18 protein-coding genes and 1 tRNA gene are annotated in these 20,942 nt (G+C 67.2%); 10 read left to right on the forward strand and 9 right to left on the reverse strand.

The features are described 5' to 3' along the window. Nucleotides 1–92 precede the first annotated feature (92 nt). Nucleotides 93–3,449 carry a di-heme oxidoredictase family protein gene (locus tag ACQ86G_RS28635; protein ID WP_431258431.1) on the reverse strand — a complete coding sequence of 1,119 codons (3,357 nt, stop codon included), beginning with the start codon at nucleotides 3,447–3,449 and terminating at the stop codon, nucleotides 93–95. A 339-nt stretch (nucleotides 3,450–3,788) separates the two neighbouring features. Here ACQ86G_RS28635 and ACQ86G_RS28640 point away from each other — a divergent pair, with 339 nt between their 5' ends. The 3 genes from ACQ86G_RS28640 to ACQ86G_RS28650 all read left to right on the forward strand — a co-directional run bounded on the left by ACQ86G_RS28640 (nucleotide 3,789) and on the right by ACQ86G_RS28650 (nucleotide 5,903). Continuing rightward, nucleotides 3,789–4,448: a TetR/AcrR family transcriptional regulator gene (locus tag ACQ86G_RS28640; RefSeq protein ID WP_431258432.1), complete on the forward strand. Its 660-nt coding sequence runs from the start codon at nucleotides 3,789–3,791 to the stop codon at nucleotides 4,446–4,448. Between the two features lie 18 nt (nucleotides 4,449–4,466). Further along, nucleotides 4,467–4,841, forward strand: coding sequence for a DMP19 family protein (locus ACQ86G_RS28645; RefSeq protein ID WP_431258433.1), 375 nt, complete (start codon nucleotides 4,467–4,469; stop codon nucleotides 4,839–4,841). Nucleotides 4,842–5,024: 183 nt separating this feature from the next. After that, nucleotides 5,025–5,903 (forward strand): hypothetical protein, encoded by an 879-nt coding sequence (locus ACQ86G_RS28650; protein WP_431258434.1) that lies wholly within the window; start codon nucleotides 5,025–5,027, stop codon nucleotides 5,901–5,903. Here ACQ86G_RS28650 and ACQ86G_RS28655 read toward each other — a convergent pair. The 3 genes from ACQ86G_RS28655 to ACQ86G_RS28665 form a co-directional block, all read right to left on the reverse strand. Beyond that, a complete protein-coding gene (locus tag ACQ86G_RS28655; protein ID WP_431258435.1) occupies nucleotides 5,854–6,273 on the reverse strand; it encodes an acyl-CoA thioesterase in 420 nt (139 codons plus the stop codon). The two genes, ACQ86G_RS28650 and ACQ86G_RS28655, sit on opposite strands and share 50 nt — an antisense overlap. Before the next feature lie 5 nt (nucleotides 6,274–6,278). Next, complete coding sequence (locus ACQ86G_RS28660) at nucleotides 6,279–7,448, reverse strand: epoxide hydrolase family protein (RefSeq protein WP_431258436.1); 1,170 nt, start codon at nucleotides 7,446–7,448, stop codon at nucleotides 6,279–6,281. Nucleotides 7,449–7,522: 74 nt separating this feature from the next. Then, nucleotides 7,523–9,223: a cellulase family glycosylhydrolase gene (locus ACQ86G_RS28665; protein WP_431258437.1), complete on the reverse strand. Its 1,701-nt coding sequence runs from the start codon at nucleotides 9,221–9,223 to the stop codon at nucleotides 7,523–7,525. 254 nt (nucleotides 9,224–9,477) lie between these two features. On the opposite strand from ACQ86G_RS28665, the gene ACQ86G_RS28670 reads away from it, so the two are divergent. The 6 genes from ACQ86G_RS28670 (at nucleotide 9,478) to ACQ86G_RS28695 (ending at nucleotide 15,919) form a co-directional block, all read left to right on the forward strand. Then, nucleotides 9,478–10,893: a M20/M25/M40 family metallo-hydrolase gene (locus ACQ86G_RS28670; RefSeq protein WP_431258438.1), complete on the forward strand. Its 1,416-nt coding sequence runs from the start codon at nucleotides 9,478–9,480 to the stop codon at nucleotides 10,891–10,893. After that, nucleotides 10,890–11,825 carry a LysR family transcriptional regulator gene (locus ACQ86G_RS28675; protein WP_431258439.1) on the forward strand — a complete coding sequence of 312 codons (936 nt, stop codon included), beginning with the start codon at nucleotides 10,890–10,892 and terminating at the stop codon, nucleotides 11,823–11,825. Before ACQ86G_RS28670 ends, ACQ86G_RS28675 begins: the two co-directional genes overlap by 4 nt. A gap of 74 nt (nucleotides 11,826–11,899) precedes the next feature. Then, nucleotides 11,900–12,883, forward strand: coding sequence for a Bug family tripartite tricarboxylate transporter substrate binding protein (locus tag ACQ86G_RS28680; protein WP_431258440.1), 984 nt, complete (start codon nucleotides 11,900–11,902; stop codon nucleotides 12,881–12,883). A gap of 11 nt (nucleotides 12,884–12,894) precedes the next feature. Then, nucleotides 12,895–14,154 (forward strand): CaiB/BaiF CoA transferase family protein, encoded by a 1,260-nt coding sequence (locus ACQ86G_RS28685; protein ID WP_431258441.1) that lies wholly within the window; start codon nucleotides 12,895–12,897, stop codon nucleotides 14,152–14,154. Further along, nucleotides 14,151–14,975: an enoyl-CoA hydratase/isomerase family protein gene (locus ACQ86G_RS28690; RefSeq protein ID WP_431258442.1), complete on the forward strand. Its 825-nt coding sequence runs from the start codon at nucleotides 14,151–14,153 to the stop codon at nucleotides 14,973–14,975. Before ACQ86G_RS28685 ends, ACQ86G_RS28690 begins: the two co-directional genes overlap by 4 nt. A 170-nt stretch (nucleotides 14,976–15,145) precedes the next feature. Next, nucleotides 15,146–15,919 carry an SDR family NAD(P)-dependent oxidoreductase gene (locus tag ACQ86G_RS28695; RefSeq protein ID WP_431258443.1) on the forward strand — a complete coding sequence of 258 codons (774 nt, stop codon included), beginning with the start codon at nucleotides 15,146–15,148 and terminating at the stop codon, nucleotides 15,917–15,919. Nucleotides 15,920–15,938: 19 nt separating this feature from the next. On the opposite strand, the gene ACQ86G_RS28700 is transcribed toward ACQ86G_RS28695, so the two are convergent. The 3 genes from ACQ86G_RS28700 to ACQ86G_RS28710 all read right to left on the reverse strand — a co-directional run bounded on the left by ACQ86G_RS28700 (nucleotide 15,939) and on the right by ACQ86G_RS28710 (nucleotide 17,891). Next, nucleotides 15,939–16,592, reverse strand: a complete 654-nt coding sequence (locus ACQ86G_RS28700) for a YceH family protein (RefSeq protein WP_431258444.1) — start codon at nucleotides 16,590–16,592, stop codon at nucleotides 15,939–15,941. A 16-nt stretch (nucleotides 16,593–16,608) separates the two neighbouring features. Then, nucleotides 16,609–17,391, reverse strand: coding sequence for an SDR family oxidoreductase (locus ACQ86G_RS28705; RefSeq protein ID WP_431258445.1), 783 nt, complete (start codon nucleotides 17,389–17,391; stop codon nucleotides 16,609–16,611). A 98-nt stretch (nucleotides 17,392–17,489) separates the two neighbouring features. Further along, nucleotides 17,490–17,891, reverse strand: a complete 402-nt coding sequence (locus tag ACQ86G_RS28710; protein ID WP_431258446.1) for an OsmC family protein — start codon at nucleotides 17,889–17,891, stop codon at nucleotides 17,490–17,492. A gap of 278 nt (nucleotides 17,892–18,169) precedes the next feature. Here ACQ86G_RS28710 and ACQ86G_RS28715 point away from each other — a divergent pair, with 278 nt between their 5' ends. Beyond that, nucleotides 18,170–19,855, forward strand: a complete 1,686-nt coding sequence (locus tag ACQ86G_RS28715) for an electron transfer flavoprotein-ubiquinone oxidoreductase (protein ID WP_431258447.1) — start codon at nucleotides 18,170–18,172, stop codon at nucleotides 19,853–19,855. A gap of 122 nt (nucleotides 19,856–19,977) precedes the next feature. On the opposite strand, the gene ACQ86G_RS28720 is transcribed toward ACQ86G_RS28715, so the two are convergent. Then, a complete protein-coding gene (locus tag ACQ86G_RS28720) occupies nucleotides 19,978–20,619 on the reverse strand; it encodes an FMN-binding negative transcriptional regulator (protein WP_431258448.1) in 642 nt (213 codons plus the stop codon). Nucleotides 20,620–20,751: 132 nt separating this feature from the next. Beyond that, nucleotides 20,752–20,844, reverse strand: a tRNA-Ser gene (locus tag ACQ86G_RS28725). Nucleotides 20,845–20,942: the final 98 nt, after the last annotated feature.

Here is a 20,942-nt window from a genome sequence, read left to right on the forward strand (position 1 = left end):
AACGGCCTCAGAACGAAAAAAGGCCGTGGCATGAGCCACGGCCTTGTGCTTGATGAACGGGCGCGCGGGGCGCCCGTTCCTTCAAGGTCTGATTACAGCGTCTTCAGCCAAGCCAGCAGCGCGTCGCGGTCCGCCTTGGACAGCTGCTCGAAGCGCTGACGCGACTTCTCGCCTTCGCCGCCGTGCCACAGGATGGCTTCGGTCAGGTTGCGGGCGCGGCCGTCATGCAGGTAGCCGACCGGCTGACCCTGGGCGACCTTCTCCGTGTAGCCGATGCCCCACAGAGCCGTCGTACGCCACATCGCGCCTTGCGCCTGGCCTTCCGGCAGGTTGTCCGCCAGGGCCGGGCCCATGTCGTGCAGCAGCAGGTCGGTGAACGGACGGATCGTCTGGTCGCGCAGTTCCGCGAACGGATGGTTCTTGCCCGTCTTCATCTCCGCCGTGTGGCACGCCGCGCACTTCAGCGCGTCGAACACCTTGCGGCCGTTGGCCACCTGGACCGCATCCACGCGATGCTCGTCCGTCGGCGCCACACCCTTCGGGAATCCGCTCGGGATGCTCCGTTGGGCCGGCACGGCCAGCAGCTGCATGTACTGCGTCAGCGCGGTCAGATCGGCTTCCTGGATGCCCTTCTGCGCCGGCGCCGTGCGGCAACCCTGCGGGTCGGTCGCGCAGCTGCGGTTCGGGTACACCGGCGAGGTCACCGACATGTCGTTCAGCAGCGCGTTGGCCACCTGGTGACGGATGCTGGCCTTGGACGCCTTCCAGCCGAAGCGGCCCAGACGCGTGGCGCCGGTTTCCGGATCGAACGTGAAGTTGGCCTTGCCCACCACACCGTCGGCATCCGGCGTCGTGCGCGCACGGGCCAGGATGTCCGCTTCAGGCACCGCTTCCAGCAGACCGACACCCAGCAGCGGCAGTGCGGCGCGAGCCGACCACAGTTGCGGCGTGGGACCGTCGAAGGCGAACTTCGGCTTGCGCAGCTCGACCTTCGAGCCGTCCGCCAGCGTGACACTGCTGACATCGAAGCCCGCGACCTTCACCGCGTTGCCCCAGTCCTGCGGCGCACCGGTGGGCGACGTCGAGTTCATCTGGATCGCCGAGCCGTAGCGCGGGTCCGGACGGATCGAACCGTCAGCCGCCTTCACCGCAACGTGGAAGGCCATCTTGTCCAGACGCTGGTCCACCGTGAACGGCGCGGGGCTGCGACCGTTGTTGGTGTGGCACTGCACGCAGGCCGTGGCGTTGAAGCGCGTCCCCGCCAGGTTCTGGATCGAGGTCATCGGATCGTTGCCCGGCTCGATGTGCTGCCCGGTCACGAAGCTGCTGTGCACCGCACGGCGGCCTTCAACGAATCGCTGCAGGTTCTGCATGCCGATGTTGTTGAACGGCTGCTGGAACATGCGCCAGCCTTCGTCCGAGTAGTTGTACGAGACGGAACCCAGACCGCCCGACAGGACGGCATCCGGCAGCGGCACGCTGTTCAGGCGCGGCTGGACGCCGTACCACGGACGCAGGCCGGACCCCATGACGTAGATGACTTCGCTGGTGTAGTAGCGGATGTCGCCCTTGTCGCCGATCGCGTCCATCGCGGCGCGGCTGGAGAAGAACGAGCCCGTGAACTCGATCGCCTCGCCCAGCTGCAGCGGACGTGCCGGGATGTTGACGCCGTTGGGCACCAGCACGCCGTTCGCGTTGGCCGACAGGTCCTGGTGGCCGGGCATGTTGTCCAGCACCACGGAGCAGCCGTCGTTGGCGCCGATGATGCCCTTGTAGCCCGAGTCGGGCTTGGCCAGGGCATTCTGCGGCGGCTTGGGCACCACCGGGCAGGACGTCTTGTCGACGAACCCGTCCGTGTAGGTGGTCGGATCCAGCAGCTGACCCGGCGACATCCAGCCGTAGCCGGTGACGCCCACGTCGTCGATGCGGCGGAAGAAGGAATGGCCGCCGCCGCGCTGCGCCTGCGGGAAGTACTGGTTGACGATCAGACGCGGCTTGGTGACGCCAGCGACGCGGCTGTTGTCGATGAACTCCACGCCCCACGTGCGGTTCTTGAAGTAGTTCGCAACGAAGTTCATGTAGTTGCCCGGGCCCTTGTCCTGCGGATTGCCGTTGGCATCCACGGTGTCATTGGGTCCGAAGCCGATCTCGTTCCAGTCCTCGCCGCGCTCGCGGCCGTGACGGCCGACACCGCGCTGACCGAAACGCGTCACCAGCGTGCCGTCCGGCAGCGAGAACTGGATCTGCTCGATCGGCGCCTGCGGGTTGAACAGCGGACCAGCGCCCGCGCCGTTCACCGGGAAGGAGAACGGGGTGGTCGTCGTGGTCGGGATGCTGTTGTCGCTGCCGACGGTCTTGAACTCGACCTCGAACAGCGAGTAGCCGTAGTTCGTCGCACGGGTCACGCCCTGGATACGGACGAAACGCGTCTTCACGCCGAGGTTGAAGTACTCCTCGGTGCCGCCCTTGCCGGCCGGCTGGTTGCGCAGACGGGTCCAGGCCTTGCCGTCGTCCGAGACCTGGATCTCGTAGGCCTTGCCGTAGGCGTTCTCCCAGACGAGCTTCATGTAGCCCAGCGGCTGCGCCGTGCCGAAGTCGTACTGGATCCAGGCGCCGTCTTCGGGCTTGGAGGCCCAGCGCGTGGCCAGGTTGCCGTCGATCGTGTTCTTCGCGGACAGGCCGTCGTTCTCGGGCGTCGACGAGATCGCCGCCGTCGGCTTGATCGCCACGCCCGGCTTGCTCGTGTCACCGACAGGGGTGGTCGGCTGCGTGGGCGTCGTCGGATCGGTCGGCGTGGTCGGGTTCGTCGGCGTCGTCGGATCCGTGGGATTCGTCGGCGTGGTCGGGTCCGTCGGGGTGGTCGGCGGGACCGCCGTGCCGGTGAAGGCCTGGATCTCGAAGATCGAGTAGCCGTACTGCGTCGAGCGGGTCACGCCCTGCACGCGCAGGTAGCGGCCCTGGCCGCCGAGGTTCTTCAGGTCCTCGACGCCGCCGGGGCTGTTCTCGACCGTCTTGATCGTCGTCCAGGTCTTGTTGTCCTCGGACGTCTGCAGCAGGTACTTCTTCGCGTGGGCGTTTTCCCAGTTGATGCGGACCCGCGTGATGGTGACGCTGCTGCCGTAGTCCAGCGTCAGCCACTCGTTGTCGGTGAACGCGGAGCCCCAGCGGCTGTTGTCGTCCTTGTCGATGGCCTTGGCGCCGTTCAGGTCGCCGCGCTCCATCGAGCTGCCGGTGGCGGAGACCGGCGTCAGCGCGGTCTCGGTGCCGTTGTCGCCGGCCATGCGCTTGGCGCGTGCCGCGGAATCGGCGCTGCCGCCGTCGTCGGATGCGATCTGGACGCCGCCGTCCTGCTGACCGTTGCCGCCGCCGCATGCGGCGAGCAGCGCACTACCCAGCAGGGCAGGGACAAATGCCCTGCCCATCAAGATGCCGAGTTGCTTGAACTCCATGGTGGTTCCCTCCCGTGCCTGTGGGTGCGATTGGTGCCGCGGGGGTGGTGTCCGCGACGCTTCGGTGGACCTGGCTTGGTCCGGTGCACGCGCCGCCCATCGACACGCAACACCACATGTCCCCCGTGAGAGGGGCAAGCGGCGCGAGTGTCCGCGTTTGTTTTGCCAGACGGCAAGTTTTAATGTGTGTCGAATTGATGCCCCTTCCGGGACGGTTGCGGCGGTATCGATACCAACGCACCAACTCAGGAAACATGGGCGATACGCAGTCGGAATACCAGGGCATCCGATACCTCCGGCGAGGTAGTAACGGTCGATGACGAAGGCATGATGTCGGGCATGAGCACTCCGGATACTTCCACGCCGCGCCGCCGCGAGCAGCAGCGGTCGGCCGACACGAAGCAGGCGATCCTGAAGACCGCGCTGAAGGAATTCGCCGAGCGCGGTTTCGAGGCGGCCAGCATGCGCGCGATCGCGGAGCAGAGCGGGTTGACGCATCAGCTGATCACGTACCACTTCCAATCGAAAGAGGTACTGTGGCAGGCGGTGGCGACGCTGGTCTATGAGGAGCTTGCACGGGCACGCGAAGGATTGATCCGGCAAGCGAAGCCGGCGACCGCGATCGAGCAGCTGCGCCAGGAATTCATCGCGTACTTCCAGTTCACGCTGGACCAGCCGCACCTGCACCGCTTCATGATGCAGCGGCGCGAGGGCACGCACAGCGAGGACCGGCAGGAGTGGCTGGCGCAGCACTTCCTGCGGCCGCACTTCGACCTGGCCCGGCCGCTGATCAAGGCGGCGCAGAAGGCCGGCGACCTGCCCAAGGGCGAGCCGGTGCTGCTGTACTACGCGATGGTCTCGCTCGCCAACACGCTGTCGGTGATGGGGCCGGACATCGCGGCCACGACCGGCGTGCAGGCCTCGGAGCCGAAGACGGCCAAGGCCTACATGAAGGTGATGGACGCGATGCTGTTCAGCAGGGCAGGCGAGGCAGACTGAGCCAGTCGCGGTGACGCCATGACCTTCTGGGACCTTGAAGACTGGATGACGGATGTCGGTGCGGGCCTTCTTGACCGCAGCTCGCCAGGAGAGAAGCTCTCCCGCAAAGAAGACGCGATGCTTCGTTTCTGGATCCTGGACACCGAGGCAAGGAATGGCGGCCTGTCCCAGTACTTCCGCAACCATGGCCAAGCGGAGTGGGTCGCCTGCATGGCGTGCGCGGCGGCGTTGGACCTCACGACATTCGTGCCGTTCGCAGCCGCGGTGAACGCGCTGCTCGCGAAGCACGCCGATCCCTTTCTCGCGATCCGGTCCGACGGCGACGAGGGCGAGGACCTTTGGTTCCGTCATCAGCCGCAAGTGATCCGCGAGTTGAAGCGCCTCACGCAATGAATCCAAAGAACTTCCGATTGGCCGAGCGATGGACCTTCCAAGGTGCGGATGATCCACCCAGATGCTGCCGCAGCCACTCCGGCGACGGCACCGACTTCTGGATCGTCGCCTCCTGCCACAGCATCGCGGCAGCGCAGGCTCAAGTCGTGTCTGCCAACCCTCCTCGGCCGCAGGCCTTCACTCATGCTCTTCGACAACCTAGCAAAGTCACTGGTCCGTCCTGCTCCGGGCAGCTTCCCGTCCATCATCCAGGAGGTTCTGGCACTCCTTGAAGATGTCGAGGCCAACATGTTCGGGGTCAAGACGAGCCGCTACTCCCTCGTGGCAAAGCTCCAGCGCCTGGTCCAGATGCCAACGAAGCTCATCGGCATCGGGCTGGCGGCCAAACTGCGCTGGGCCACGACCTGGGCCTTCATCACGGTGGCATTCTTCGTCATCAACGCTTGGGTCTCGAGACCCGCAGTCGGCCTCGACCCGATGGTCAAGGAGGCCATGACCTGGATCTGCATCGCAGTCCCGATCTTCCTGGTCCTCTTTCCCACGCCGAGTGCATATGCCTTGGCTGGCGTCTCTGAACCGGACATCGACTTCGCGATGAGAAACCTGTTCGATCGCAGACTGGATACAGAGAGGCGCCTGGCGACGGTGAGACAACACCTGACGATGCTGGAGGTTCGATGCGCCGCTCGGGTGCAGACCCACAAGTGGATCGTCGGTATCGCGTGGGCGATCTGGACCTTCTTCCTTCTGAAGGGCTCGGACCTGGCCCTTGCAGGCAAGTTGCCCCTGCCCGAAAGCCTGCTCGCCACCGCGGCGGGGTTCTACGCCGTGTGTGCGATGTACCTGCTCGCAGCCGGCTACGAGTCGGCGCTGGGCCGCGTCTTTCGCTCCATCGAGATTGCCTGCGCCGAGTTGCTGCTGATTCGGCAAGAGGAAGCGGTGAAAGCCGGCGAAACGCCTGACTCGTTCAATCGTGAGGAAGCAGCCGCCACGTCATTGAAGCCGTCTGCGATCAATCCAGATGCTGCCTCAACCACTCCGGCAGCGGCACCGACTTCTTGATCGTCGCGTCCTGCCACACCGTCGTGGCACCGCCTGAGGCGTAGAGGACACCCGGTTCATCGATCCGCTCCAGCGTGATCCACGTATCGAAGCTGGAGCGTCCCGGATTCGACACGTAGTGCTTCGCCAGGATCTCGCCCGGATACGCGAGCTGCCTGTGGAAGTTGCAGAACGCGTTGACGATCACCGGCCCCTGCCCATCGGGGCTGGGCGGGTGGCCGAGGCTGTCCAGCCACTCCACGCGGACGATCTCGAGATATCTGAAGTAGACCGTGTTGTTGACGTGACCCATCGCGTCCATGTCCCCCCAACGGATCTGGATGCGCGTTTCATGGACGAGCTTCTTGTCTTCAGGCAATTCGAATCGCATGCCGGTCATCCCCGCTTCAGTTGCGCGCGCAGCGGACGGAAGAACTCGCGGATCTCAGTCGCGAGCAATTCAGGTTGCTCCAGCGCCGCGAAGTGCCCACCGCGCGGCATCACCTCCCATCGCTGCACGTCGTAGGCGCGCTCCACCCACGAGCGCGGCGGCGTCGGCAACTCCTTGGGGAACAGCGCCATGCCCATCGGCGGCGTCACGCGCTCGCCGGGCTCGAAGACATGCGGTCGCGCGCGGTTCTCCTTGTAGAGCCGCAGCGACGCGGTGATGCTGTCGTTGAACCAGTACAGCGAGATGTCGGTGAGCAGCTCGTCCATCGGCACCACGCGCTCGATGTCACCACCGCAGTCGCTCCACGAGCGGAACTTCTCGGCGATCCATGCCGCCAGCCCCACCGGCGAGTCCGCCAGCGAATAGGCCAGCGTCTGCGGCTTGGTGCCTTGCAGCGCGGCGTAGGCGCCCTCCTCCGCATACCAGCCGGCGGCCAGGGTCTGGAAGGCACGTTCCTCGTCGGTGACGGGCGCGTGCTGCTCGTCGACATGCGGCTTGAAGCCGCCCGGGATGTAGTTCAAGTGGATGCCGACGACGTCCTGCGGAAAGCGCCGCGCGAGCCACGTCGAGACCCCTGCCCCGATGTCGCCGCCCTGCGCGCCGAAACGGTCGTAGCCCAGGCCTTGCATCAGGCCGTGCCACAGGCCCGCGATCTCGCGCGAGCCCACGCCCGTCCTCTTCGGCGCGGGAGAGAAGCCATAGCCCGGCAGCGACGGCACGACCACGTCGAACGCATCGGCGGGATCGCCGCCGTGCGCGGCCGGATCGGTGAGCAGGCCGATGATGTGCGTCATCTCGACGACCGAGCCCGGCCAGCCGTGCGTGAGCACCAGCGGGAACGCGTGCGGCGACGTGCTCTTCTGATGGATGAAATGGACGTCCGCGCCGTCGACGGTCGCCATGAAGTGGCTGAAGGCGTTCAGCCGCGCCTCCTGCTGCCGCCAGTCGAAGCGGTCCCGCCAATGCGCCACGAGGCGTTGCATGAACGCCAGCGAGGTGCCGTCCGCCCAACCGGCCTCGTCCAGCGACGCGGGCCAGCGAACCCGCGACAAGCGCTCACGCAGGTCGGTCAGCCGCTCTTCGGGCACATGGATCTTGAAGGGGACGACGCGCATGGGATCTCCAAGCCGTCGCACCGACAGCCTCGGACCATTGTGGCGTCAAGCCTTGACCCTTGCGCCTGCCTCGACTACTTGCAGACGTTGGCGTCGACCGCCGAGCCGTCCCACAGGCGCTTGAGGTTGTTGTACTTGTCCTGCGACACGGTCTGCCAGTCGTCCTGCAGGATGCCGCCGGTGTCGCCCGAGTTGGGATTCCAGGACCAGTAGAAGAAGTTGTGCACGCCCTTGCACTTCAGCCAGTCCACGAACTTGACCTGCCACTGGCGGTCCTTGTCCGTGAAGCGGCCGCCGAACTCGCCGAGCACCACGGCGTTCTTCCCCATGAAGCGGCCGAGCTGGTTCTGCCAGATCGCCGGCATGTTGTTCGGGAAGCCCGTGCCGTCGTTGAAGTAGGGCTGCGCGCTCACCGACGGGCCGTAGATGTGCGGCGACAGGACGAGGCGGTTGCGCGGGATCTTGGTCTCGTCGATCGGATAGCAGGCCACCGGCTCGATGTTGCCGCCCCACCAGTGCGGGTCGGGATTCTCGCAACGCCCCTGGTTGTCGGACACGCCCTCGACGAACACCAGCAGCTTGCTGTTGCTGCCCAGCACCGCGCTGCCCGCACGCTCGGCGGCGAGCTTCCAGTCGTTGTTGATGTTGCCCGTGCCCCAGAACGCACCGGAGCCGCCGGTGCTGTGCGGCTCGTTCTTCAGGTCGATCGCGAAGACGTTGGGCACGTTGCGGTAGCGGTCGGCCACGAACTGCAGATCGGCCACCCACTGGTCCAGCGTGTAGCCGGGGATCTGCGGCGTCGTGGAGATCGCATTGCAATCGGGCCGGTGATGGTCGAGCAGGACGTAGAAACCGCGCGTCGCGAACTCGGCCACGACGCGGTCCAGCACCTGCAGCGGCGTCTTGTTGGCCAGGTCGGGATTCACGCTGGTGTTCAGCGCGCCGCTCGGGCGGCCCGTGGAACGCAGCGTCGCCGGGCAGAAGGGCAGCCGCACGGCGTTGAATCCCAGATCCCTCATCTGGGCAATCATGTCCTTGTAGTTGCGCTGCCAGAGGCCGTGCGCCACCAGGTCCGGTGTCTCGAAGCCGAACCAGTTGACGCCGCGGATCGAGACCGCCGTCCCTTGGCTGTCCAGGATGCGGCCATCCGTCGCGACGCTGAACGGCAGCTTGAATTGCCCCGTCGCAGGAACGGAGAGATCGCCGGCCGGCGACGGCGCGGGGGCCGGCGAAGGTGCGGGGGCTGGCGAAGGTGCGGGCGCTGGCGACGGTGCGGGCGCTGGCGACGGTGCGGGCGCTGGCGACGGTGCGGGCGCTGGCGACGGTGCGGGCGCTGGCGACGGTGCGGGCGCTGGCGACGGTGCCGGCGCGGGTGAAGGTGCCGGCGCGGGCGCGGGGGCACCAGCCTCCGCGATGCGGAAGGAGGTCGGGCTGGGCGCCGTGCCGGTGCCGCAGAAGCCGACTTCGAAGCTCTGTCCCGGGGCTGTCGGCGAGTTCCAGCTGGTGCCGGTGACCGCCACCGTGGTGGTCGATTCGTTCTTGAACTGGCCGTTCCAGGTGCCGTTCAGTTGTCCCTGGGGCAGCTCGAAGCGCAAGGTCCACGCACCGCTGGCCGCGCTGCCGGGATTGCGGATGGTGGCCCGCGAGCAGAAGCCACCCGACCAGACGTCCTGGGCGATCGTCAGGCTGAGCGCCGCGTGGGCGGGCGCGATCGCGCCGCAGGCGAGCGCGATGAGGCTGGCACGTTGGACGAATCGGCGTGGGATCGAAGGCATGGCGGTCCGTGAATGAAGTGGAGGTCCCGATGGACGCCTGCAGTGTCGAAGCTCTTCCGTGCGCGTCTCGTGAGAATGGGTAACCCCCCGACACAGTCCTGCGCAACCCTCTTGCGGCATCCGGTCGCGCGGCTCGATGCGTCCCATTTCCATGGCTCAGGGTTTGCCGCTAGCGCCCCGCCCTCGCATTCGTAGGAGCATCCTCCCGCGCCGCGCTCGGCCAGCGCAGGCGCCTGTTCCAAAGGGAGGCCGCCATGACCCGTGCCTGGTCGACGCTTGCCGTCGCGCTGTCGATCCTGATTCCTCACGCGTTGACGCATGCCGCCGACGCCACGCCGCCGCGCGAGCTGCGCCGCTTCCACGAGATCTTCAAGGAGCTCGTCGAGACCAACACGACGAACTCCTCCGGCAGCTGCACCGTCGCCGCCGAGGCGATGGCCAGGCGCCTCAGGCAGGCCGGCTACGCGGCCGGCGACATGCAGGTCATCGTCCCGCCCGACGCGCCGACGAAAGGCAACCTCGTCGTGCGTCTGAAAGGCAGCGGCGAGAAGCGCCCGCTGCTGCTGGTCGCGCACCTCGACGTGGTCGAGGCCAAGCGCGAGGACTGGACCCGCGACCCGTTCAAGCTCATCGAGGAGAACGGCGTCTACTACGGCCGCGGCACCTCCGACGACAAGTCGCAGGTCGCCACGCACGTGAGCAACCTGATCCGCTACAAGGAAGAGCAGCTCGTCCCGAAGCGCGACATCATCATGGCGCTCACCTGCGACGAGGAGATCATCCCGTCGAAGTGGGACGGCCTCGACTACCTGCTGAAACACCACCGCGCGCTGATCGACGCCGAACTCGCGCTCAACGAGGGCGGCGGCGGGACGCTCGACAAGGACGAACGGCCCGTCTCGTACAGCCTGCAGATCGGCGAGAAGGTCTTCGTCGGCTACGAGCTGGAGGTGACCCACCCCGGCGGCCACAGCGCCGTGCCCGTCCGGGACAACGCGATCTACCGGCTCGCCGAAGGTCTGGCGCGGCTCTCGAAGTTCGACTTCCCGATCCAGTTCAACGACACGACGCGCGCCTACTTCGACAGCGTCGCCAGGCTCGACGGCAACAAGGACATCGCGGCGGACCTGCGCGCGCTGCTGGCGAAGCCGACCGACACCGCCGTGCTCGAACGTCTGTGGGCGAAGTCGCCGGTCTACAACTCGAGCGTGCGCACGACCTGCGTGGCCACGATGGTCGAGGCCGGCCACGCGACCAACGCGCTGCCGCAGCGCGCCCGCGCGACGGTGAACTGCCGCATCCTGCCGGGCCAGTCGGCGGACGATGTGCAGAAGACCCTCGTGCAGGTGATGGCCGACGAACGCATCACCGTCCGCGCGACCAACGAGGCACTCGCCTCGCCACAGCCGCCGATGTCGCCACTGGTGATCCAGGCGGTCGAAAGCACCGCGGCCGAGTTCTGGCCCGGCGTGCCGGTGATCCCGACGATGCTGGTCGCCACCACCGACGGCCGCTTCCTCAACAACGCGGGCATCTGGACCTACGGCGTCGGCACCTTCTCCGGCGTCGAGCCGAGCGGCGTGCACGGGCTCAACGAGCACATCCGGGTGAAATCGCTGAACGACTTCCAGGAATTCATGTACCGGTTGGGGAAGAAACTCGCCTCATGACGCTGAAGCTCCCCGCCCGCCCGCACTTCGACCTCACGACGGTGCACCTGTTCATCGCCACCGCCGAGCTCGGCAGCGTCACGCGCGCGGCGGAGCGCCTGCACATCGCACCGGCCGCGGCCTCGCGGCGCATCGCCGAACTCGAAGCGCAATTCGGCCTGCCGCTCTTCCTGCGACGCCCGCACGGCATGGCGCTGACCGACGCGGGCCGCGCGATGCTGGCCCACGCGCGCAACATCACCCACACCGTGCTGCGCATGCAGGACGATGCCGCGTCCTTCGTCGGCGGCGCGCAGGGCGTGGTGCGGCTCGCGGCACCGAAGTCGGCCGTGCTGCAGTTCGTCCCCGCGGACATCGAGCGCTGCGCCGCCGCCTGCCCCGGCGTCAGCATCGACCTGCAGGAGATGAACAGCCTCAACGTCCAGCAGGCGCTCACGCGCGGCACCGCGGACATCGGCATCTTCGAGGCCTCGCTCGGCGCCGTCGACCTGCCGACGATGCCGTATCGCGGCGACGAACTCGTGCTGGTCGCGCCGCGCGGCCACGCGCTGTTCTCCCACGCGCCCGCGACGCTCGACAACATCCTCGCCTGTGACGTCATCGGGCTCGGCGAGGGCTCCGCCATCTCCGCGCTGCTGGAGAAGCTCGCCAATGAGTCCGGCCGCCTGCTGCGCATGCGGATGCGCGTCGGCGGCTTCGACAGCATCGCGGCGCTGATCGCGCAGGGACTCGGTGTCGGCGTGATGCCCAAGGCCGTCGCCAAGACCGTCGCGGGCGGCGCCCGCTTCCTGCGCGTGGAAATCGCCGAGCCCTGGGCGCAGCGCCAGTTCGTCTTGTGCTGCCGGCCCGCGGCCAGCCTGTCGCCGGCGGCCGTCAGCGTCGCCGAGGTCTTCGCGCGTACGAATTTCGCGAAACCTGCTCCGCCGAATTAGCGATGGCCGGCGAGGCCCTCGTTGCTCAATAGTCGTCCCCACAGATCCAACGACAACGACGACAGGAGACAACGATGCGCCGCAGAACCTTCACCTGTGCCGGGATAAGCGCCCTCGCCCTCCCTTCGCTCATGCCCACCGTCGTGCGCGCGGCCCCGCTGCCCACGACACCCATCCGGATCATCGTCGGCTTCGCCGCCGGCGGCGGCACCGACGTGCTGGCACGCGTGCTCGCGCAGAAGCTCAGCGTCATGTGGGGCACGCAGGTGCTGGTCGAGAACAAGCCCGGCGCCACCGGCGTCATCGCGGCGGACTACGTCGCCAAGCAGCCGGCCGACGGCACCACGCTGCTGATGGCCCACGTCAACAGCAACGCCATCGCGCCGGCGCTGATGACCAACGTCAAGTACGACCCGCGCCGCGACTTCTCCCCCATCGTCATGGTCGGCGTCACGCCTAACGTGCTCACCTGCGTGGACACGCAGAAGGTGCGCACGGTGCCGGAGATCGTCGAGCTCTGCCGCAGCAAGCCGGGTCAGGTCTCCTTCGGCTCCTCGGGCATCGGCTCGGCGCAACACCTGGCGCTGGAGATGTTCATGCTCGCCACCAAGGTCAAGGCCACGCACGTGCCCTACAAGGGCTCGTCCGCGCTGCTGGTCGACCTGATGGGCGGCCAGATCGATTTCGCCTTCGACACGATGACCGCGGCCACGCCCTTCATCAAGCAGGGCAAGGTCACCGCGATCGCGCAGACCCGCGTCAAGCGCGCGAAGAGCTACCCCAACGTCCCGACGCTGGCGGAGTCCGGTTGCCCCGGCCTGGACGCCGCGTCCTGGTACGGCCTGGTCGGGCCCAAGGGCATGCCCGCCGAGATGGTCCAGCGCATGAACCAGGACGTGAACAAGGTGCTCGCGCTGCCCGAGATCGCCGCGAAGCTCGATGAATTCGGCGCGGAGGACGCCGGCGGCAGCAGCGAGAAATTCGGCGCCTACATCCAGGCCGAGTGCACGAAGTGGGCGAAGGTCGTGAAGGACGCGAACGTCCGCGTCGAAGCCTGAAGGGAGTACCGATGACCACCGCATCGACTGAATCGACTGAATCGCCCGCATCGACCCGACCGTTGCCGCTCCAGGGGGTGCGCGTCCTCGACATCACCCAGGTGATGGCCGGCCCCTATGCCTGCATGCTGCTGGCCGACCTCGGCGCCGACGTCGTGAAGATCGAGCCGCCGGAAGGCGATCAGACCCGCGGCGCGATGGGATTCAAGATGAAGGGACCCGACAGCATGGGCTTCCTGAACATGAACCGCAACAAGCGCAGCGTGACGCTGGACCTGAAGTCCGAGGCCGGCAAGGAGGTGCTGCGCCGCATGGTCCGGGAGGCCGACATCCTGCTGGAGAACTATCGCCCCGGTGCGATGAAGCGGCTGGGGATGGATTACGAGTCGCTCAGCGCGATCAACCCCGCGCTGGTGTACGTGAGCATCTCCGGCTTCGGGCAATCGGGGCCGTGGTCGGAACGGCCCGGCTTCGACCTGATGGCTCAGGCGATGTCCGGCGTGATGAGCGTGACCGGCTATGCCGACGGCCCGCCGGTCAAGGCGGGCGTGCCGGTGGCGGACATCGGCTGCGCGCTGTTCGCGGTCTATGGCGCGCTGTCCGCCTACATCGGCGCGAAAGCCACCGGACGCGGGCAGTACGTGGACGCGTCGCTGTTCGACTCGGCGCTGGCGTTCTCCATCTGGGACACCTGCGAGTACTGGGGCACCGGCCGCGAGCCGACACCGCTGGGCACCTCCAACCGCATGAGCGCGCCGTACCAGGCGGTGAAGGCGTCGGACGGCTACTTCGTCATGGGCGCGACGAATCAGAAGCTGTGGACGAAGCTTTGCACGCTGCTGGAGCGTCCCGACCTGCTGGCGGAGGAGCGCTTCGGCTCCGTGGCGTTGCGGCTCGCGAATCGCGAGGAGTTGATCGAATCGCTGGAACGCAGCTTCGCGGAAGACACCACCGAGCATTGGATCGACAGGATGCTGGCCGCCGGCATTCCGGCGGGTCCCATCCTGACCTATCCGCAAGCCTTCAACAGCGAGCATGGCCAGCATCGCAAGATGCGCATCGAGATCGAGCACCCGATCGAAGGCAGCGTGCCCAACATCGGCTTCGCGGTGAAGCTGCTGGGCACGCCGCAGGAGGTGCGGCATCCGCCGCCGCTGCTGGGGCAGCACATCGACGAGGTGATGGCGGAGTACGGCATCGGCGCGACGGAGCTGCGCGCGCTGGCGGAGGCCGGCGCGTTCGGCGAGAAGCGCGTGAAGGCGAACGCATGAGCGAGGGCTCGAACAAGACGCTTGGCGGAAGCACGAGCCAAGGTGCCACTCGACTGAGCCGCGAGGGCGCGATCGCGACGATCACCTTCGACAGGCCCGAGGCCCGCAATGCGATGACCTGGGAGATGTACGGACAGCTCGCCGCGCATTGCGAGGCGCTCGCGCGGGATCGGGAGATCCGCGTCGTGGTGTTCCGCGGCGCGGGTGGCCAGGCGTTCGTCGCGGGCACGGACATCGCGCAGTTCCTCGCCTTCCGAAGCGGGGACTATGGCGGCGATGACGGCGTCGCCTACGAGCAGCGCATCGACCAAGGCATCCAGCTCATCGAGCAACTCCCGATGCCCACGATCGCGGTGATCGAAGGCTGGGCGGTCGGCGGCGGACTGGCGATCGCCACGGCCTGCGACTTCCGCATCGCGACGCCAGAGGCGAAGTTCGCCGTGCCCATCGCAAGGACCTTGGGCAACACCTTGTCCGCGGCCAACATCGCGCGGCTGCAGGCGGCATGGGGACAGCAGCGCGTGCGACGCATGCTGCTGCTGGCGGAGTCGCTGCGCGCCGAGGAGGCGCTGGCCTGCGGCTATCTGCACGCGGTCTGCGCCGACGCGGAACTCGACGCCGCGCGCGACGCGCTCTGCCAGTCGCTGAGTCAGTTGGCGCCGGTCACGCAGGCCGTCAGCAAGGAGATCCTGAGGCGGCTGACCTCCAACGATCTGCCCGACGTCGATGACCTGATCCGGCAGTGCTACGGGAGCGCCGACTTCCGCGAAGGCGTCGCGGCGTTCACGGAGCGCAGGAAGCCGACGTGGCGCGGGAACTAGCCTCCCGGTCGTTCGCCGCCTCGGCATAGTTTTTCTATTCCACCAGGACACATTAACTGATTTGTCGCTCATGACAGGTCTCTGAAGAATCCGTCTCCGGCGCAGACAGGAAAGCTTTTCTCTCCGTCTGCCTTCTTCACACGAGCCCGCGACGCGGGCGGAGAGACTTCATGAGCCAAGCATTCAAGGGCAGGACGCTGCTGGTCGTCGGCGGCACGAGCGGCATGGGACTGGAGACGGCGCGCCTCGTGCTCGCCGGCGGCGGCAGCGCCGTCATCGTGGGCCATCGGCCCGACAAGACGGAGGCCGCGCGCCAGGCCCTCGCCGCCCTGGGCCCGGTCACCGCGCTGACCGCCGACCTGACCAGCAACGACGGCCGCGCCGCGCTGATCGCGGCGATCGACGCCCGGCATCGCGACATCGACCTGCTCGTCAACGCCGCCGGCGTGTTCTTCCCCAAGTCCTTCCTCGAGCATGGCGACGCCGACTACGAGCAGTACATGGCGCTGAACAAGGCTTTCTTCTTCATCACTCAGAAGGTCGCCGCCAACATGATCGCCGCCGGCCGTTCAGGTGCGATCGTCAACATCGGCTCGATGTGGGCGAAGCAGGCCATCGCGGCGACGCCGTCGTCGGCGTACTCGATGGCCAAGGCCGGCCTGCATGCGCTCACGCAGCATCTGGCGATGGAGCTGGCATCCAAGGGCATCCGCGTCAATGCGGTGTCCCCGGCCGTCGTGCAGACGCCGATCTATGAAGGCTTCATCCCGAAGGACGAGGTCCACGGCGCGCTGCAGGGCTTCAACGGCTTCCACCCGATCGGACGCATCGGAACACCGCAGGATGTGGCCGAGACCGTCGCGTTCCTGCTGTCGGACAAGGCCAGCTGGGTCACCGGCGCGGTGTGGGATGTGGACGGTGGGGTGATGGCGGGGAGGAACTGAGGGCCAGCCCAATCGGCAGTCAGTCGGAAATACCGAGTTCCGATTGGATGCGGGCGACGATCGCCTTCAACTGATCGACCTCGGCGCGCAGCGCGGCGATCTCTTCGTCGCGCGCGCTGTTCGATGACGAACTGGCGCTCGACGACGACGCAGCCGACGCCACGTACACCGGCACCGCCGGCTCGCCGCTCAGCAGATGCGCCCATCGCGCCTCGCGCGCGCCGGGCGCCTTCGCCAGCTTCACCGCCAGCGCGGGTTCGCGCGCCGCGAGTTCGTCGAGGAATCCCTCCACCGACGACACGTCCGCGAAACGGTGGATGCGCTCGCAGTTCAGGCGCAGTTCCGCCGAGGTCTGCGGACCGCGCAGGATCAGCACCGTCAGCAGCGCTTCCGCCTGTCCCGGCACGCCCAGCACCCGCTTCATGTTGTGCTCGAAGCGCGCCACGCGGCTGCCACTGACGCTGTTGACCAGGCTCATCGCCTTCAACTCGTCCAGCACCGCCGCCACATCCGACTCGCTCGCGTTCATCACCGGATCGCGCGCGGTCTTCTGGTTCACGCCCAGCGTCAGGCTGTTCAGCGACATCGGGTAGCTGTCCGGCACCGTGGACTCCTTCTCCACCAGCACCGCCAGCACGCGCGCTTCGAGCGCGCTCAGTTCTCTCACAGCCATCGGCTCGCTTCTTTCCTCAAACTCCGAATCCGTCGTCCGCCTGGATGATCGCGCCGTTGATGAAGCGGCTTTCCTTCGCGCACAGCATCAGCAGCGTCGTGTCCAGGTCCTGCGGCGTGCCCACGCGCTTGCGCGGCAGCAGCTCCACCAGCTTGCGACCCTGGTCGGTCTGCCAGTGGTGGTGGTTGATCTCCGTGTCGATGTAGCCGGGGCAGATGGCGTTGACGTTGATGTCGAACTTGCCCCACTCCAGCGCCATCGCCTTGGTCATGTGCACGACCGCCGCCTTGCTCATCGCATAGACGCCGATCTGCGACAGCACCCGCAGCCCCGCCATCGACGCGATGTTGACGATGCGGCCGCCCGTGTACGTGCCCGGCGCGGCGCCGCGGGCCCGCGCCAGCATGCGCTTGCCCACTTCCTGCGCGACGAAGAACGCGCCGCGCACGTTCGTGTCCATCACGTAGTCGAAATCCTCCGGCGACACGTCGACCAGCCGCTGCGTCGTGCTGACGCCGGAGTTGTTGATCAGGATGTCCAGCGTGCCGACCTCGGTCTCCGCCCGCGCCACCGCCGCGGCGATGCTCTCCAGGTCGGTGACGTCCATCTGCACCACGTGCGCGTCGCCGCCGCCGGCCTCGATCTCCGCGCGCAGGTCCTTCAGGCGGTCCACGCGTCTGGCCGCCAGCACCACGCAGGCGCCCGACTTCGCCAGGGTCCTGGCGAACTGCGCGCCCAATCCGCTGGACGCGCCCGTGACGAGGGCCACGCGGCCCTCCAGATCGATGCTGTAGCTCATGGCAAGGTCTCTCGCAAAACTTCTCGTGTGACCGGACAGGTGCCGGTCACGATAGCACGCAAGACCCGCCCCACGATGACGCCGGCCTCAGCCGGTGATCAGCCGGCCATCACCGTCTCGATCTCCGTCGTCACCTGCGTCATCAGCTTGTGCACCGGGCACTTGTCGGCCACGGCCAGCAGTTGCTGGCGCTCCTCGTCGCTCAGGTTGCCGACGAAGGTCAAGGACGCCTTCAGCTTGTACAGCCCCTGCCGCTCCTGCGAGCCGTCGCGCTCGACGTCCACCAGCACGTCCTCCAGCGCCATGCCCTTGCGCCGCGCGTACCAGAGCACCGTCAGCGCCTTGCACGACGCCAGCGCGGCGTCGTAGAGCTCGTGCGCGTCGGGACCGGCGTCCTCGCCGCCGCCCTCGACCGACTGGTCGGCGGTCAGCACATGGCTGCGGATGCTCACCGTCTGGCGCATCGGCCCGGTCTTGTCGCGTTGAACGTGAATGCTCATGGAGGCTCCGTCAATGGATTGAATCGCGGCCCATGGTACGGCGCGTGCCCGGGACGAGGCACTCCCGTTCGGGTCACGCCGAGCGGACATCGCGCGGCGATCGGTCGGACGGCGTCGCGCAGTCGACCGGCCTCTCTATTTCATAAATAGCACGACCGTTCTTTTTCCCTTCACGCGGCTAGAATGCGCCGCAAACCGCCCCAGCCAGACAGCGAGCCGGCCCCCGCCGATCCGCACGGTCAAGGCCAGGACTCCGACTAGAACGAGCAAGGATGACCATGACCTCCGAAGAACTCATCGCCCAGTACGGTCCGCGCGACAGCATGGACTACGACGTCGTGGTCGTCGGCGGCGGCCCCGCCGGTCTTGCGACCGCGATCCGGCTCAAGCAGATCGCCGCGGAGAAGGGTCAGGAGATCTCGGTGGTGGTGCTCGAGAAGGGCTCGGAGGCCGGCGCGCATATCCTGTCCGGCGCGGTCATGGATCCGCGCGCGCTCACCGAGCTGTTCCCGAACTGGAAGGAGCTCGGCGCGCCGCTGGGCCAGCCGGTCACCGGCGACGAGGTGCTGTTCCTGTCCGAGACGGGCGCGAAGGCCACGCCGCAATTCCTGATCCCGGGCTGCTTCCACAACCACGGCAACTACGTCATCTCGCTGGGCAACGTCACGAAGTGGCTGGCGCAGCAGGCCGAGGCGTTGGGCGTGGAGATCTTCGCCGGCTTCGCCGCCGCCGAGGTCGTCTACGACGAGCAGGGCCGCGTCAAGGGCGTGGCCACGGGCAACGTCGGCGTCGGCAAGGACGGCGAGCCGCACGAGGGCTTCCAGCTCGGCATGGAGTTGCACGGCAAGTACACGATCTTCGCGGAAGGCGCGCGCGGCCATCTGGGCAAGCAGCTGATCGCGAAGTACCAGCTGGACGCGGGCAAGGACCCGCAGACCTACGGCATCGGCATCAAGGAGCTGTGGGAAGTGCCGGCCGACAAGGCGCAGCCCGGCCTGGTGGTGCACACCGCCGGCTGGCCGATGGACAGCGAGACCTACGGCGGCGGCTTCCTGTACCACCTCGAAGGCAACAAGGTGACGCTGGGCTTCGTGGTCGGCCTCGACTACAAGAACCCGTGGCTGTCGCCCTTCGAGGAAATGCAGCGCTGGAAGACGCACCCCGCGATCCGCAAGCACATCGAGGGCGGCAAGCGCCTGGGCTACGGCGCCCGCGCGATCACCGCCGGCGGCCTGCTGAGCCTGCCCAAGCAGGTCTTCCCGGGCGGCGCGCTGGTCGGCGACGACGCCGGCTACCTGAACGCCGCGCGCATCAAGGGCAGCCACGCCGCGATCAAGTCCGGGATGATGTGCGCCGACGCCATCGCCGAGGCGCTGGCCGCGGGCCGTTCCTTCGACGAGCTGAGCGCCTATCCCGCCGCCTTCGAGAAGAGCTGGCTGCGCGAGGAGCTGGACCAGTCGCGCAACTTCAAGACCTGGTTCAAGAAGGGCAACACCGTCGGCACGCTGATGACGGGCATCGAGCAATGGCTGCTGCCCAAGCTCGGCATCAAGAGCCCGCCGTGGACGCTGCATCGCGACAAGCCCGATCACGTCTACCTGCGCCCCGCGTCGGAGATGCCCAAGATCAGCTATCCGAAGCCCGACGGCAAGCTGACCTTCGACCGGCTCTCGTCGGTGTTCGTGTCCAACACGAACCATGAGGAGAACCAGCCGGCCCACCTGACGCTGAAGGACAACGGCGTGCCGGTGCAGGTCAACCTGGCGAAGTACGCCGGCCCCGAGGCCCGTTACTGCCCGGCCGGCGTCTACGAGTTCGTGAAGGCCGACGACAACGTCGAGCGCCTGCAGATCAACGCGCAGAACTGCGTGCACTGCAAGACCTGCGACATCAAGGACCCGACGCAGAACATCGTCTGGGTCACGCCGGAAGGCGGCGGCGGGCCGAACTACGTGAGCATGTGATCGGCGGCGGCTTCAAAGCCGCATCGCTCGACAAGGAGAAGGCCCGCTTGCAGCGGGCCTTCGTTTTGATCAACTCGTTGACTGAAAGGGGCAAGACCTGCCCCCGTGAACGATCCGCTCGTTCAGCGCGGTGCGAGCTCCCTCACCCATCTCGCGAGGATCTGTTCCTCCAGCGAGCCGTGGTGCTCCTGATGTGCCAGGATGCGCTCGCGCTCGACGGCGCTGCGGTTCTGGCTGATCTTTGCCTTCATCGTCCAGCGCGCCACCGGCACGCGGAAGCCGACGATCGCGCCCAGCATCTTGCGCTGGAAGTCTTCCGGCAGCCCGCGCCATTGCGCGGCGTAATCGGGTTCCTGCGTGGCGATCAGACGCTTGAGCAGCGCATCCTTGTCGTGCTCCTCGTCGATGATCTGCACGCGGCCATGGACCTGCAGGGTCAGGTAGTTCCACGTCGGCACCGACAGCGGCGTGTCGTAGTGGCTCGGCGAGATGTACGCGCCCGGGCCGTTGAACTGCACGAGCACCTCGCCCAGCGCTTCCGACTTCAGCGCGGCCACATGCGGGTTCGCGCGTGCCAGGTGGCCTTCGAGCCACCAGCCCTCGCCGTCGGCGGGATCGGTCGGCGCGCCCCAGATCATCGGCACCGGTGTCGCCGACAGGCCGTGCGTCGGATCGATCAGCATCAGCGTGGCCAGCGGATGTTCCTGGATCATCAGCCGGGCATGCGACAGGTCCGGCAGGTCGAAGTGCTTGGGCGTGTACATGCGATGACTTTAGGACACATCGCCCAGCGACCGCTGAAAGTTTTCCTGACCCACCGCAGCAGTCTGGAATGCATTCGCAACCCGGAATGCAAAAACCCCCGCAACTTGCGCTGCGGGGGTTTCACATCTGGTTGGCGGAGACGGAGGGATTCGAACCCTCGATGCAGGTTTTGCCCACATACTCCCTTAGCAGGGGAGCACCTTCGGCCACTCGGTCACGTCTCCAACCGGAGAAGCAGCGACTATAGCATGGCTTTTTGACCCCTCGACCAAAACTCCGGCCGAATCATCATCTCGCCGCGCGACATCCGCGCTCCGGATCC

It is taken from the genome of Roseateles chitinivorans (assembly GCF_050632145.1).
Taxonomy (GTDB): domain Bacteria; phylum Pseudomonadota; class Gammaproteobacteria; order Burkholderiales; family Burkholderiaceae_C; genus Roseateles; species Roseateles chitinivorans_B.